This window comes from Tepidicaulis sp. (genome assembly GCF_965222285.1).
GTDB lineage: Bacteria > Pseudomonadota > Alphaproteobacteria > Parvibaculales > Parvibaculaceae > Tepidicaulis.
The window spans coordinates 2,360,258-2,373,031 of the sequence record NZ_OZ244942.1 but is presented as its reverse complement, the minus strand read 5'-3'; the positions used below and the strand labels follow the sequence as shown (position 1 = coordinate 2,373,031).

Here is a 12,774-nt window from a genome sequence, read left to right as displayed (position 1 = left end):
CCATGCCTGAAACCGCAGACGGTTTGACATTCACCTTGCGCCCCTTCCGGCGAGAGGATGCGGCGGCGCTTGCCGCGCTGTTCTTTTCCTCCGTTCATGAAGTGGGCAGCCGCGATTATACGTTCGAGCAGGTGGCGGCGTGGGCGCCGAAGCCGCTTTCCCCCGAGACCTATATCGAAAAAGCGGCGGATGGGCGCTTCTTTCTCATTGCCGAAGATGAAGAAGGCCGGCTGCTGGCCTACGGCGATCTCGAGGCGGACGGGCATATCGATCATCTTTATGCGCATCCGGATGCCGCGGGCAAAGGCGTTGCCTCCGCGCTCTATGCTGCGCTCGAGGCCCATGCGCGCGCTCAAGGCATGGCGCGGCTTTATGTGGAAGCAAGCGAGGCGGCAAAGCGGCTTTTCGAGCGGCGGGGGTTTACCGTCGTCAAGCGCCGCGACTTCGATCTGCGCGGCACGGCCATTCATAATTATGCGATGGAAAAGCGGCTGGAGGGGTGATTTGTTATGTCGCGTTCTGGCCTTCGACGATCCTGGAAGCGTTGCTTCCCATATCTAGAATACCTAACTCCTGGTCCGCAATGGGATGGTTGAGACGGTCACTCTGTCTGATGCGTTAGTCACGCCGTTTTCTTCCAGAAGTTCGATAAAGGCTTCCCTTATTTCATAAGGTTGATCTGAGGGGCCTACTATTATTCGTTCTAAGAGTTGGTCTGGTTCCACCCCAAGCAAGTTTTCTTCTGGAATGTTTGCAAGAGGGATTTTGTATATTTTTTGCGGGACCCCTCGAATGGAATGAATCTCTTTTTTCAAGCGTACGGATTTCTGGAGTGTAGGGGAATGAATAATTCTCCACTCCTTTTCTTCATGAAACCCCGGATGCTTGGTGCTCAGCAATGCTAGTTTGAATATGTTGAATAGATGATTCAGAACGGTCTCTCTTTGTAATTCGATCAGCAGTTCCTTCTTGCATTCCAAGCTCGATACGAGATCTACAAAGTGTGTAATAAAATCGGCGGGTGATAGGTATGCGACGGGACTGGTGTAAGCATCAAGTGCGTTTGAGGGAGCTATAAAAGCATACGGATTGAGGACAAGTGCTACTCCAACTGTTCCTCCATAAGCGCGCCACATCGAAAGGCGTCCGATAGAATCTTCGTTAGGACTGTCATGCTCTGAAATACAAGCAATGTATGTCTCATTTCTAAAATCACCGTACCAGCCCTCTAGGAATTCAAACAGCTTGCTCCAAAGCCCAGGAAACAAATCTTCCAATAGTTTTTTGAGCTTTTCACCCGAAGGGTGTTTCAGCGCCTGCTGAAGACAATGCCGACCATGCTCGATTTCCTGGAAATCGTTCATCGTAGATGCCTGTCGCATCCAGACTTCTTTGTTTCGTATTATAGATACAGCCGCTTCGGCGGTTGAATAATGCACGAACCGCTTTTTGCTGTGGATGATGTTTGTGATCTTCTTGTAAGCAAACGGGTAAAAAGTTTGGAATGATTCCAATTCTATTGGCGATAGAAAACTGAGAGCGTTATCAATTTCCAGCATCTTTCATCTCGTTCGCGAAAGGTGTTGCGTAGCGCCATTACAGCTTAGGTGCGATTCACGCTTTTTTTGATCAAATTTTTGTCTGCAAAGAAAAAGGGCGGCCCGAAGACCGCCCTTTAAATTCAACAAGTGCGAAGCCTGCTTATTCGGCAGCCGTCATGCTGTCGAGGGACATATAGGCGCCATTGTTGCCGTTCAGCTTGCGCAGGAACTTGATGCCTTCCTCGGCAATGTCGTCGCCGACCATGCGGTCGCCTTCGCCGTAAAGTTCCTTCATGTCGATGAAGGCGGCGTAGTTGCCCGAAGTGCGCTCGGTGATGATGCCGGCTTTCAGCAGCGTCTTGATGAGCACGCGGAAGATGTTGGTCGATTCCTGCATGTCTTCGCGGATGTTGCTGTCCGTCATGGCTTCCATGAAGGCGCTCTGCACCCACTGCCAATCGAGGCCGATGCGCTCATACATCCATTTCTTCTGTTCCGGGCTGCCCAGGTTATAGAGCAGCACCTGGAAGACTTCCCAGGCCCAGTCTTCGATCTGGTTGCGCTCGCTTTCCGACAGTTTCGGAATGGTGCGGTCCGCCCAGATTTTCCCGAACTTATGGTGGAAGGCTTCGTCCGTCATGGTCAGCTGCATGACTTTGACCATCAGCGGGTCGCGGGAGAATTTGTAGAAGGTCGCAAAGGCGCCCATGGCGAGGCCTTCGACGAGCATCTGCATGCCCACGAGTTTCTTCCAGACGAGCGGGGAGAGCACGAGCTCGGTCAGAAGATCGCCGAGCGCCGGGCCGACCTGCACAGGCTTGCCCCAGCGGGCCTTGATGTAGTTCGTGAAGCCGGTGACGTGGCGGGCTTCTTCGCGGGTCTGGTTCGCCGCATATTCCTGCGCGCCCGGGTCTTTCAGGATGTGGCAGAGGCTCGCCGACAGCGCCAGCGCGCCCTGCTCGCCGTGCAGGATCGAGGAGAGCGACCAATGCACGTTCATGTTCACGAGCTGGATTTTCTGCTTTTCATCGAGCTTGTCGGCGACCGCCGTTTTCAGCTCCATGTTCTGGCTCGGCTCGATGAGATATTCGTTCTCCATGTCGAAGGGCAGGGAGAAGTCGATATATTTCGTATCCAGCGGATCCCAGAAATGGTCGTGCGTGGCGGAAATGATCTTGTCGAACGCGGTCGAGCGGTTGCCGTAGCGTTCGACATCCATCATCGCCGGAAAGTCTTTGGGGTCGACGGCTTCATAAGCCGTATCGACAGTGATGTTGCCGTCTTTCGATGTCATGCGGTTTCCTCCAGTTCGTTTGTCCCCTCGTCATGTCTTGGCCGGCGGCGCTTAGGCGCTCTTGTGCCAACACATGAAGGACATTCCCTAAGGTAAATATAGAGGGGAACTACGCAAAAATCAAAGAAAATGACGCCTGTGTCACCTTTGGAAAACAAAGGTTTAACGGCAAGGCTCAGTGCAGCATGCGCGAGCGGCCGGCGGGCAGGGGCTGTTTGTCGGCGGGAAGGGGGCTCGGATCGGCGATTTTCAGCGCTGCTTCTTCCAGCCAAGCGCGCCGTTCCGCGCTTGCCAGCGCTTCGCTGATGGCTTTGTAAAGCGCTTCGGGTACGAGCGGCTTTGAAAGAAGAATGCTGACGCCCATCTGCTCGGCCCGCGCTTCATGGGCATCTCCCGATAGGGCGGAGAGCATGATGACCGGTACATTGGGGTCCGGGCTTTCCGGATGCGTGCGCACCGTGTCCACGAGTTCATAGCCGTCGATTGGGGCCATGGCGGCATCGGTGATGATGATGTCCGGGCAATAGCGGAAGAATGTGGTCAGCGCCTCGCTGCCATTATTGGCGATAAAGACGCGGCCTGCGCCGAGCGCGGCGAGGAGCGAGGCAAGAAGACGGCGCACCGTCTCGCTGTCATCGGCGATGAGAATGGAGAGTTTGTCGATGGGATTGGTGGTGCTCATGCGCTCTGCCTGTCTCAGCCGCGCAGCGGGGCGGCGGAGGGCCGGTAATGTTCGAGCGCCCGCCCGACAAGCCGGTCGAGCCCGGCAAGCGTCGCCTTGGCGACTTCCTCGCTCGGTTCCTGCGCGTCGGTTGCCGCGGCGAACATGGCATCGACATGCAGGCGCACGACCGCGCCGTCGGCGGCATCGAGATTGGGCAGGGCTTCGAGATATTGGCACAGCGCGTTGGCGATGCGCCCTGTCACCGGCCTTGAAAAGGTGCCGGCGAGCCCGCGAATGTCATGGGAAAGCGCATAGATGGCGTGAATGGCTTCCTGTTTGCCCGATTGCCATTCGTCATGGGAAAGCAGCATTTGCCGGATTTCGGTTTTCAGCGATTTCTCGTAGCTGTCGGCCATTTTTTCGATGGCCCGTTCCATGCGCTGCAATACGCGCGGATCGAGACGCATGGGCAAAACGGCGCCGGGACCCAGCTTGCGGGTGACGATGGAGGGCGGCTGAACGACTTCGACGCCGTCGGCGCCGCTGTTCACCTGCATTCCCACTTGGGCATGGTCGGAGGGATATTGAGAGTGCGGCATGGCGGCTGAATTCCTCTCAAATGTCGAGCAGGGCGGAGCGCGTGCGGCCTCGGCGGCGCTCGGGCCCGTCATATTTGTTGGTGGCGCGGCGGCGCCGGTCGGGCCCGAAGAACCCATCAGCGCGCACGAAGGGGCGCGGATGCGCGGCCACTTCCACGAGGCGCGAATAAAGCCCGACGGGGGTGACCGGTTTGGCAAGATATTCGGTAACGCCGAGATCGCGGGCGAGCTCAACCGCTTCGCGCTCGCAATGCCCGGTGATCATGACAACGGGCACGGTGGCAAGGCGCGGGTCTTCCGCCGCGCGGATGCGGCGCAGAAGGTCGAAGCCGTTGGTCGGTTCCATCGCGGCGTCGGTCAGCACGATGTCGGGCACGTAATCTTGAAACTTGGCCCAGCCATCTTCCCCGTTTTCCGCTTCCAGGATGGTGCCGACTTCCAGCGCATGCAGAAGCTCGCCAAGCAGCTTGCGCATATAAGCGCTGTCCTCGACGACGAGGATGCTGAGCTTGGAGAACAGCTTGATGGCTTCGGATGTTGGTGCGAACACGGCGCGGTGTCTCCCCCGGTTGCAAAAGGCGCTGTTGCAATACGGGAAAGGCTAGAGCCGCTTCGTTAAAAATTTCGCAATGGAACTAAGGAATTCTTTTCCTTAAGGCGGATTTATCTTAACGCGCGTTAAGGCTTTAGAGCGTTTTCAGGCGCCCAAGCCGTTCGGAGAGCACTGCGGCGCTGTCGGCGAAGAGGTCCGCCGTGTGCAACGCGACGTTTTTGGCGACGGTAAGCTCGGCAAGGCTGCGGTCGATGGCGCTGAGGCTGGCAAAGGCTTCGCTCGGGGCGGAAAGGTCGAGGCCGCTCGGCCCGCTTGTCAGGTTGGCGACATGCAGGACGACGCGGGATTGGCCTGCCGCATCGAGGGTGATTTCGCAGGTCTTGCGGCTGCCGTCGATAAGATTGGCCTCGCCCTCGGCGATGTTCATGACATAAGCGTCGATGCGCTCCAGAAGCGCGCTGTAGCGCTCGGCAATGGCGGCGCGTTTGGCGGTGTTGACGGCCTCGCGGGCATTTTCGCAAAGCTCGGTGCCTTCGGCCAGAAGTTCGGTCAGATGGTCGATGGCCAGAATGGCCGCTTCAAGCATGTGCAGCGCGCCGCTCAGCCGTTCGGCGGTTTCCGCCGTCTCGCTCATACCGGCTATGGAGGGGCGCAGAGCCCGCGAAATCGCGCCTTGAATGGCGCCATTGCCGGCTTCATTGCCGGTTTCGGCGCGCGCGTGCGGTGCGGCAGGCAAGGGAGCGGCGAAGCGGTCTTCCCGCGGTGAGCGAAAGCGCGACAGCAATCCCATGAAAGCCTCCACAGCAAAGTGAATGAGGCTTATGAGATTAGGCGCCTATGGTTGAAGAATGCTGAATCGCGGCGGATGGGCAGGCCCCGCCCGCCCTCAGGTGCGGGCGCTGACGATCCAGCAGGCGCCTTTGAGAACGAGGCCTTTAGCGGTTTCGAACTTGGCGAGCTCTTCGCGCACGGCGCCGATCACTTTTTCTTTTACTGCCGCATCTTCGCTTTTGAGCGCCCGGGCGACCGGCCCGATTTCCAGAACGAAATCGATGGATTGATCGAGCATATCTTTGCCGCCCTCGGCCATGGTCAGATCGATGTCGAGCGGGTCGAGATGGATTTTCTCGAAGCCGGCTTTTTCGAGGAGGCCGCGCACATGGCTTTCATCGGCAAAGGCAAAGGGGCCGGGCGTGCCGGGGGCGGGCGGCTCGGGCGGGGTGATGTGAGGCAGGGCGGCAACGAGCGGGCGGAAGACCCAGTCGTTTTCTTTTGCCTCGCGCCAGCAGACGAAAGAAAGCCGGCTGCCTTTTTTCATGCCTTTGCGGATATTGGCAAAGGCGGCAGCCGGTTCATCGAAAAACATGACCCCGAAGCGGGAGAAGACGAGATCGAAACTTTCCGGCGCAAAATCGTGCGAGGCGGCATCGGCTTTTATGAATTCGGGCGCAAGGCCTTTGGCCGCCGCCCGCTCGCGGGCCCGTTCCAGCATGGGAGCGGAGATATCGACGCCGGTAACGCGGCCCGCCGGACCTGCGGCTTCGGCAAGCGCGAGCGTCGTTTCCCCGCAGCCGCAGCCGATATCCAGAATGGCCTCGCCGCGCGTGGGCTTTGCCGCATCCAGCACCTTTGCCGTGATGGGCGCCAGAAAGCGGTCCACCCGTTCCTGATTGCGGGTCCAGGAGGCGCCGGCCTCACCGTTCCAATACTCGATCTGATCCTGATTAAGGGCGGCCTGTTGGCTCATGCGTCTTCCTCCCGTTATGCTGCCTGCACAGTCTAGAAGCTTCCCCCTCCTGTAAGGCAAGCGCCAATCATGCAAGATGTGCAGCAAGACCCGGGAAAGCCCGATCCTCTCAGAAGATCCATCCATGCCTTGATGCGGATTTATTGGCGCCTTGCCCGGCCGCTCACCATGGGGGTCCGGGCGGCGGTTTTCGATGAACAGGGCGCGGTGCTGCTCGTGCGCCATTCTTATATGCGCGGCTGGTATCTGCCGGGCGGCGGGGTGGAGCGGGGCGAGACCACATTGCAGTCGGTTACCCGCGAGCTTGACGAGGAAGCGGGTATTTTGCTGCGCGAACTGCCCCGGCTTTTCGGTCTTTACGCCAATTTCCGCGAATTCAAATCCGACCATGTGGCGCTTTATGTCGTTTCGCCGGGCACTTATGAGCGCGAAGCACGGCGCAGCCTTGAGATTGCCGAATACGGGTTCTTTCCGCCGGACGCCCTGCCGGAGGGTACGAGCGGGGCCACCCGCGCACGCATCGAGGAGATCAGCAAGGGGCTGACGCCCCCTGCCATGTGGGCCCCCTGAACTCTTAGCGCGCGTTTAGATATTCGGGCGCCGGTCTTTCCAGGGCTGGGCTTTTTCAAGCTGGGCGGCGAGGCGGAACAGCGTGGCCTCATCGCCGAACCTTCCCGTAAACATCGAGCCGATCGGCATGCCGTCCTGCGACCAGAAAAGCGGCACGGACATGGAAGGCTGGCCGGTCATGTTGAAAAGGCCGGTAAAGGGCATGTAGTGGGTGATGGCCTGCATATAGGCGCCCACATCCTCGTTCATCATGTCGAGCACGCCGAGCGGAATGGAAGGCGCGCCCATGGTGGGGCAAAGATAAACGTCATAGCCGCTCATGAAGCGGGCCAGATGCCGGCTCATCTGATGGATGAACAATGTCGCGGCGGCATAATCGACGGCGGTGCGGCTTTTTGCGCCTTCCGCGATGAGCCAGGTGATGAGTTCCACATCGTCCGGGCCGATCTCCCGGCCCCGCGCCTCGCCGCGCTGCTTGAGCGCCAGGGCGACATTCGCGCCGATGAGCGTTGCCTGATGGGTGGACATTTCCTGCGGGTCGAGGCGGGGGGCGGCTTCTTCGACGATGTGACCGAGAGACTCGCACAGGATCGCCGTGCGTTTGATGGCTTCGGCGACTTCCGCTTCCACTTCGCTGCCGTCGGCGCGTTTCGTGTTGAAGGCGATTTTGAGAACGCCGGGCTCGCGCTCCGTCTCGGCCAGATAAGGGCCTTCCGGCGCGGGCGCGGCATAAGGATCGCCCGGCGCTTCGCCGCCTGTTGCATCGAGCATGGCGGCGCTGTCGCGCACGCTGTGCGAGACGATATGGGAGATGGACATGCCGCCCCACCCCTCGCCCCTGTCGGGGCCCATGGGTGTGCGGGCGCGGGTCGGTTTCATGCCGAAAAGACCGCAGGCGGCAGCGGGAATACGGATCGAGCCGCCGCCGTCGCTGGCATTGGCAAGGGGCAGAATGCCGGCGGCAACCGCAGCTGCTGCGCCGCCCGATGAGCCGCCGGGCGAGCGCTCGAGGTTCCAGGGATTGCGCGTCGGGCCGTAGGCTCTGGGTTCCGTCGTGCCGGTCAGGCCAAGTTCGGGCGAATTGGTCTTGCCGAAGGGCACGAGACCGGCGGCAAGATAGCGCTCCGTCAGCGTCGAATTATGATCGGCGATATAGCCTTTCCAGGCATCGGAGCCGAAGGTCGTTTCCGTGCCTTCCCAGAGCAAGTGCAGATCTTTCAGAAGAAACGGGACGCCTTCGAAGGGGCCATCGGGCACGCCTTTTTCGACGAGGCGGCGGGCTTCTTCGTAATTCTCGATGACGATGGCATTCAATTTCGGGTTGAGCGCTTCGGTGCGCGCCAATGCTTCATCCAGCAATTCGCCGGGCGTCACTTCCTTGTCTTTGACAAGGCGCGCAAGGCCAAGCCCATCATAGTCGCCATATTCGGTAAAGCGGCCCATCCCCGTCTCCTTTATTCCGTCTGCCCTCTGCGGGGCTTTTGACGGCGCTTTATTCGTGTTTATCTATGCCCAGCAAAACTATCTTTCGCCGCGCCCGATCACAAGCTTGGGCTCAGCGGCGGTCTTCCGGGGGATTTCATGGACGTATTGTCGGTGCTGGCGGGCTTGGCGCTGCTTTTTCTGGGCGGGGAGGTGCTGGTGCGCGCGGCCGTCGCGATTGCGGGGCGTTTCAATGTCTCGCAAATCATTGTGGGGCTGACGATCGTTGCCTTCGGCACTTCGGCGCCGGAATTCACCGTCTCCTTGAGCGCGGCCTTGGTGGGCCAGCCTGATATCGCCGTGGGCAATGTCGTCGGCTCCAATATTGCGAATATTCTTCTTGTCCTCGGGGTGACCGCACTCATTCAGCCGCTGCGTCCCGAACGCCAGCTTGTGGTGCGGGACGGGCTTTTTATGTTCGCCGTCACAATCGCCATGGCCGCGCTTTGTCTCACCGGCATGGTCGGCTCGCTGCAGGGCGCGCTCTTTATCGCATTGCTCGGCGTCTATATCGGCATTTGTTATTGGGTGGAAAGCACCAACCGCTCGCCCGTTGCCGCGCGCCATGAAACGGAAGCGGATGAATATGGCGGATTGCCGCCCCGGCTTCTCGTTGCCTTTCCGCTTTTTCTGGCGGGGCTGGCCGGTGTCGTGCTCGGTGCCGATCTTTTGGTGTCAGGTGCCACGTCCATTGCCCGTGCTCTCGGCGTGGCTGAGGCGGTGATCGGCCTCTCGCTCGTGGCGATCGGCACCTCGCTGCCGGAGCTTGCCGTTTCCGCCATTGCCGCTTACCGGGGGCGGGGCGACATTGCGGTGGGCAACATTATCGGCAGCAATATCGCCAATATTCTTCTCATTATCGGCGGCACGGCGCTCGTTGAACCCTTGACGGTGACGCGCCAGATTGCCGCTTACGATGCCTGGATCATGGTGCTCGCCGCGCTCGTTCTTCTGCCTGTCATGGTGACGGGGCGGGTGATCAGCCGGAGCGAGGGGGCGGTGTTCGTGATTTTCTTCGCGCTTTACATCGCCAGCCTTTATCTTGGCCTGCCGGCCTATGTCATTGCGCTTACGGCATAATTTACGCCGTGCGAAAGGGTCTGGGCAGGGTGTTTCCGCTTTGCGAACCTTTTGGGCGGCTGCCCGTTAATGCAGCGAACAATGTCAAACGGGAGAGATGCGATGCGCATTTTGTTTTCCGCTCTATACGCGTTCGCTATCACGCTCGGAGCGATTTATATGCCGGCCATTGCCGATGAGTATGGTTCGGCCTCCACTGAAATGAACGCTCAGGCCACGGTGCTGCCTTCTTCGGAAGAAGAGCTGAAAGCGCTGCATGAGCAGCACTTGCGCGAATTACGCCGGATCGGCAGGCAATGCTCGGCAGGCGGCCCGGATGTCGTGATCGGCGGTCCTTGTGTGATCGCGGATATGGAAGCCTATATCGCCTCGGGTGCTTCCCCGGAGCTCAAGGCCTTCCATAACGCGCTGTCACGGGACGGCAAATACGACCAGAACCGCAGCTGGGCGCTCGTTAAGCAGCGTTTCAAAGCGCAAGGCACATTGGCGGAATAATATGCCTTTCGCTTATGCCGCCGAGCGGGCGGGCAGATGCTCGCGCCAGGGCGGCGTGTCGAGGTGAAGTTTCGGTCCGGCGGGTATGACGCCCGCCGGATTGATCGTTTTGTGGCTGCCGTAATAGTGCTTTTTGATGTGATCGAAATGCACGGTCTCGCGCACGCCGGGCACCTGATAAAGCTCACGCAGATAGCCTGACAGCGCCGGATAATCCTCGATCCGCGCAATGTTGCATTTGAAGTGCCCGACATAGACCGCATCGAAGCGGATGAGCGTCGTAAAAAGCCGCCAGTCAGCCTCCGTCAACCGTCCACCCAAAAGATAGCGGTTGTGGGTGAGGATGCCTTCAAGCCAATCAAGCGCATCGAAAAGCGCCGTGACGGCTTCTTCGTAAGCCTCCTGGCTCGTTGCGAAACCGGCTTTATAAACGCCGTTATTCACGTCCCGATAAACGCGGGCATTGATAGCGTCGATCTCCTCGCGCAGCTCTTGCGGATAAAAATCGAGGCCGGTTTTAACGCCCGGCAAATCGTCGAAGGCGCTGTTGAACATGCGGATGATTTCGGCCGATTCATTGGAGACGATGGTTTCCGTTTCCTTGTCCCATAGAACGGGCACCGTCACGCGGCCCGAGTAGGCGGGGTCGGCTTTCGTGTAAAGTTCGTAGAGGCGTTGCTTGCCGTAAAGCGGGTCGCTCTCGCCGCCATCTTCGCCTTTCAGCGTCCAGCCTTCTTCAAGCATCAAGGGATCGGTGACGGTGACGCCGATATGAGGCGCCAGTCCCTTGAGCGCGCGGAAGATCAGCGTCCGGTGCGCCCAGGGGCAGGCATAGGAAACATAAAGATGGTAGCGCCCGGAGGCCGCCTTGAAGCCGCTCGTACCGCCGGACCCGGGCGCGCCGTCCGCCGTCACCCAGTTGCGGAACTGGCTTTCGGAGCGGACGAATTTGCCCTTGGTTTTTTCCATGTCGTACCAGACATCGTGCCAGATACCGTCAACGAGCTTGCCCATGGCGGGCCTCCTTTAATGCGTGTGATCGTGTCTGTTAGCCGGCGAGCTTTGCGGCAAGGCCGGCAACGTGCTTGCCCTGGTGGCGGGCAATGGCAAGCTCCTGCTGCGTCGGCGTGCGGCTGCCATCGGCACCGGCAAGGGTAGCTGCGCCGTAAGGGCTGCCGCCATGCACTTGCGAGATGTCAGCAAGCTCGGGAATGCCGTAAGGCACGCCGGAGATGACCATGCCGTGATGCAGCAGCGTCGAGTGGAACGACGTAATGGTCGTTTCCTGGCCGCCGCCCGTGCCTGTGGAGGTGAAGACGGAGCCCAGCTTGCCGATCAGTTTGCCTTGCGCCCAAAGCCCGCCCGTCATGTCGAGGAACTGGCGCATCTGCGCGGACATATTGCCGAAGCGGGTAGGGGTGCCGAAGATGATGGCATCATACTCGGCAAGCTCGGAAGGTTGCGCGACCGGCGCTTCCTGCTCGGTTTTCATGCCGGCCTTGGCCATGGTTTCCTTGTCCATGGTTTCGGGCACGCGCTTGATCGTCACTTCGCCGCCGCCATCCGTCACGCCTTCGGCAACCGCCTTGGCGAGGGTTTCGATATGCCCGTAAGAGCTGTGATAAAGCACGAGAATTTTGGTCATCGCTCATCCCCTTTGTGAAAGCCCTAAGGCAGGAAATCCGCCGGGCCGGTCCGCAACGCGCCGTTGCGCTGTCTCTCATGGGCGATATTTAGTTTGTTTCGTTCATGATGATAATATACGTATCTAGAAACATATTGTTTCGATAACGGATGCAATGAAATGAGCCTGCCCGACCTCAATCTCTTGCGGATTTTCACGGAAGTCGTGGAGGCGGGCAGTTTCACGCGGGCCGCCGAGCGGCTGCACATCTCAAAAGGCGCGGTCAGCCGCCAGGTCACGGCGCTGGAGGAGGCGCTGGGCGCCCGGCTCCTCAACCGCACCACCCGCACGCTGTCTTTGACGCGGGAAGGGGCGGCGGTGCTCGATCACGCCAAGCGGGCGGTGGATGAGGCGCGTTTTGCCGCGGCTGCCGCAAGTGAGCTTTCGGGCAAGGTGACGGGCGTCTTGAAAGTCAGCGCGCCTATTTCCTTCACGCAGTATGAGTTCGGCGAGGCGCTGCCCGAATTCATGGAGCGTTATCCGGACCTGACGGTGGAGATCGATCTTGCCGATCACATGATCGACTTCGTGTCGGGGGGCTATGATGTGGGCGTCCGGATTTCGGGCATGGCGGATTCAAGTCTCATCGCCCGCCAGCTTGCCCCGGTGCACCGCTTCATCTGCGCCGCGCCGTCTTACATCGAAAAATTCGGCGCGCCGCGCACGCTCGATGATCTCAGCCATCATGCCTGCATCATCAATAGCCAGCTTCCCGACCGCTCTTATTGGACCTTGCGCAATGGCCAGGGGCAGGTCGTCTCGGTGCCCGTCTCGGGCCGCTTCATCGCCAATACCTCTGTTGCCATTCAGCCGGTGGTATTGGCCGGGCTCGGGCTCCAGCATGTGCCGGACTTCATTGCCTACCGGCATTTGAAAAGCGGTGCGCTTGTCCGCGTTCTTGAAGAGGAGGTCGACGATGCAGTGCGCCTTCATCTCATCTATGCCGACCGGCGGCACATGCCCTCCAAGGTCCGCGCCTTTGTGGACTTCATGGTGGAGAAATACGGCGAAGGCCGCGCGCCCTGGCTTGGGGTGTAGAGGGCTTGGGGTGTAGCGGAAACAAAA

Annotated in this window: 15 protein-coding genes; 5 read left to right on the top strand and 10 right to left on the bottom strand. The window is 59.6% G+C overall.

Going from position 1 to position 12,774, the window contains the following annotated elements; all coding sequences use genetic code 11:
• Window positions 1–2: 2 nt before the first annotated feature.
• Complete coding sequence (locus ACOQOT_RS11370; RefSeq protein WP_420559381.1) at window positions 3–503, top strand: GNAT family N-acetyltransferase; 501 nt, start codon at window positions 3–5, stop codon at window positions 501–503.
• A gap of 63 nt (window positions 504–566) precedes the next feature.
• Here the strand turns inward: ACOQOT_RS11370 and ACOQOT_RS11365 are convergent, their stop codons facing one another.
• The 7 genes from ACOQOT_RS11365 to ACOQOT_RS11335 all read right to left on the bottom strand — a co-directional run bounded on the left by ACOQOT_RS11365 (window position 567) and on the right by ACOQOT_RS11335 (window position 6,398).
• Entirely contained in the window at window positions 567–1,559 is a 993-nt protein-coding gene (locus ACOQOT_RS11365) for a DUF2971 domain-containing protein (RefSeq protein WP_420559380.1), read from the bottom strand.
• A gap of 142 nt (window positions 1,560–1,701) precedes the next feature.
• The gene (locus tag ACOQOT_RS11360; protein ID WP_121879945.1) at window positions 1,702–2,835 is read right to left on the bottom strand and encodes a ferritin-like domain-containing protein; all 1,134 of its coding nucleotides are present in this window, start codon (window positions 2,833–2,835) and stop codon (window positions 1,702–1,704) included.
• A gap of 175 nt (window positions 2,836–3,010) precedes the next feature.
• Window positions 3,011–3,517, bottom strand: coding sequence for a response regulator (locus ACOQOT_RS11355; protein ID WP_420559379.1), 507 nt, complete (start codon window positions 3,515–3,517; stop codon window positions 3,011–3,013).
• 14 nt (window positions 3,518–3,531) lie between these two features.
• Window positions 3,532–4,098: a hypothetical protein gene (locus ACOQOT_RS11350; protein ID WP_420559378.1), complete on the bottom strand. Its 567-nt coding sequence runs from the start codon at window positions 4,096–4,098 to the stop codon at window positions 3,532–3,534.
• A gap of 16 nt (window positions 4,099–4,114) precedes the next feature.
• Entirely contained in the window at window positions 4,115–4,648 is a 534-nt protein-coding gene (locus tag ACOQOT_RS11345) for a response regulator (RefSeq protein WP_420559377.1), read from the bottom strand.
• A gap of 136 nt (window positions 4,649–4,784) precedes the next feature.
• Window positions 4,785–5,441, bottom strand: coding sequence for a hypothetical protein (locus ACOQOT_RS11340; protein WP_420559376.1), 657 nt, complete (start codon window positions 5,439–5,441; stop codon window positions 4,785–4,787).
• A gap of 96 nt (window positions 5,442–5,537) precedes the next feature.
• A complete protein-coding gene (locus tag ACOQOT_RS11335; protein WP_420559375.1) occupies window positions 5,538–6,398 on the bottom strand; it encodes a class I SAM-dependent methyltransferase in 861 nt (286 codons plus the stop codon).
• A gap of 132 nt (window positions 6,399–6,530) precedes the next feature.
• Between ACOQOT_RS11335 and ACOQOT_RS11330 the strand changes: the two genes are divergently transcribed.
• On the top strand, window positions 6,531–6,968 hold the full coding sequence (locus tag ACOQOT_RS11330; protein WP_420559374.1) for an NUDIX domain-containing protein: 438 nt from the start codon (window positions 6,531–6,533) through the stop codon (window positions 6,966–6,968).
• Between the two features lie 15 nt (window positions 6,969–6,983).
• Here the strand turns inward: ACOQOT_RS11330 and ACOQOT_RS11325 are convergent, their stop codons facing one another.
• Complete coding sequence (locus tag ACOQOT_RS11325; RefSeq protein WP_420559373.1) at window positions 6,984–8,411, bottom strand: amidase; 1,428 nt, start codon at window positions 8,409–8,411, stop codon at window positions 6,984–6,986.
• Window positions 8,412–8,549: 138 nt separating this feature from the next.
• On the opposite strand from ACOQOT_RS11325, the gene ACOQOT_RS11320 reads away from it, so the two are divergent.
• Both ACOQOT_RS11320 and ACOQOT_RS11315 read left to right on the top strand, forming a co-directional pair.
• The gene (locus ACOQOT_RS11320) at window positions 8,550–9,530 is read left to right on the top strand and encodes a calcium/sodium antiporter (protein ID WP_420559372.1); all 981 of its coding nucleotides are present in this window, start codon (window positions 8,550–8,552) and stop codon (window positions 9,528–9,530) included.
• A gap of 102 nt (window positions 9,531–9,632) precedes the next feature.
• Entirely contained in the window at window positions 9,633–10,025 is a 393-nt protein-coding gene (locus ACOQOT_RS11315) for a hypothetical protein (protein WP_420559371.1), read from the top strand.
• Between the two features lie 12 nt (window positions 10,026–10,037).
• On the opposite strand, the gene ACOQOT_RS11310 is transcribed toward ACOQOT_RS11315, so the two are convergent.
• Together ACOQOT_RS11310 and wrbA are read right to left on the bottom strand one after the other, a co-directional pair.
• Window positions 10,038–11,039 (bottom strand): glutathione S-transferase family protein, encoded by a 1,002-nt coding sequence (locus ACOQOT_RS11310; protein ID WP_420559370.1) that lies wholly within the window; start codon window positions 11,037–11,039, stop codon window positions 10,038–10,040.
• 34 nt (window positions 11,040–11,073) lie between these two features.
• On the bottom strand, window positions 11,074–11,670 hold the full coding sequence (gene wrbA, locus ACOQOT_RS11305) for an NAD(P)H:quinone oxidoreductase (protein WP_420559369.1): 597 nt from the start codon (window positions 11,668–11,670) through the stop codon (window positions 11,074–11,076).
• Window positions 11,671–11,829: 159 nt separating this feature from the next.
• On the opposite strand from wrbA, the gene ACOQOT_RS11300 reads away from it, so the two are divergent.
• Window positions 11,830–12,747: a LysR family transcriptional regulator gene (locus tag ACOQOT_RS11300; RefSeq protein WP_420559368.1), complete on the top strand. Its 918-nt coding sequence runs from the start codon at window positions 11,830–11,832 to the stop codon at window positions 12,745–12,747.
• Window positions 12,748–12,774 lie beyond the last annotated feature (27 nt).

Excerpts from the sequence above, each read along its gene's own strand:
- ACOQOT_RS11335 (WP_420559375.1), bottom strand. The coding sequence starts at position 6,398 with ATGAGCCAACAGGCCGCCCTTAATCAGGATCAGATCGAGTATTGGAAC.
- ACOQOT_RS11350 (WP_420559378.1), bottom strand. The coding sequence starts at position 4,098 with ATGCCGCACTCTCAATATCCCTCCGACCATGCCCAAGTGGGAATGCAG.
- ACOQOT_RS11360 (WP_121879945.1), bottom strand. The coding sequence starts at position 2,835 with ATGACATCGAAAGACGGCAACATCACTGTCGATACGGCTTATGAAGCC.
- ACOQOT_RS11330 (WP_420559374.1), top strand. The coding sequence starts at position 6,531 with ATGCGGATTTATTGGCGCCTTGCCCGGCCGCTCACCATGGGGGTCCGG.
- ACOQOT_RS11325 (WP_420559373.1), bottom strand. The coding sequence starts at position 8,411 with ATGGGCCGCTTTACCGAATATGGCGACTATGATGGGCTTGGCCTTGCG.
- ACOQOT_RS11365 (WP_420559380.1), bottom strand. The coding sequence starts at position 1,559 with ATGCTGGAAATTGATAACGCTCTCAGTTTTCTATCGCCAATAGAATTG.
- ACOQOT_RS11370 (WP_420559381.1), top strand. The coding sequence starts at position 3 with ATGCCTGAAACCGCAGACGGTTTGACATTCACCTTGCGCCCCTTCCGG.
- ACOQOT_RS11340 (WP_420559376.1), bottom strand. The coding sequence starts at position 5,441 with ATGGGATTGCTGTCGCGCTTTCGCTCACCGCGGGAAGACCGCTTCGCC.
- ACOQOT_RS11310 (WP_420559370.1), bottom strand. The coding sequence starts at position 11,039 with ATGGGCAAGCTCGTTGACGGTATCTGGCACGATGTCTGGTACGACATG.
- ACOQOT_RS11320 (WP_420559372.1), top strand. The coding sequence starts at position 8,550 with ATGGACGTATTGTCGGTGCTGGCGGGCTTGGCGCTGCTTTTTCTGGGC.
- wrbA (WP_420559369.1), bottom strand. The coding sequence starts at position 11,670 with ATGACCAAAATTCTCGTGCTTTATCACAGCTCTTACGGGCATATCGAA.
- ACOQOT_RS11315 (WP_420559371.1), top strand. The coding sequence starts at position 9,633 with ATGCGCATTTTGTTTTCCGCTCTATACGCGTTCGCTATCACGCTCGGA.
- ACOQOT_RS11300 (WP_420559368.1), top strand. The coding sequence starts at position 11,830 with ATGAGCCTGCCCGACCTCAATCTCTTGCGGATTTTCACGGAAGTCGTG.
- ACOQOT_RS11355 (WP_420559379.1), bottom strand. The coding sequence starts at position 3,517 with ATGAGCACCACCAATCCCATCGACAAACTCTCCATTCTCATCGCCGAT.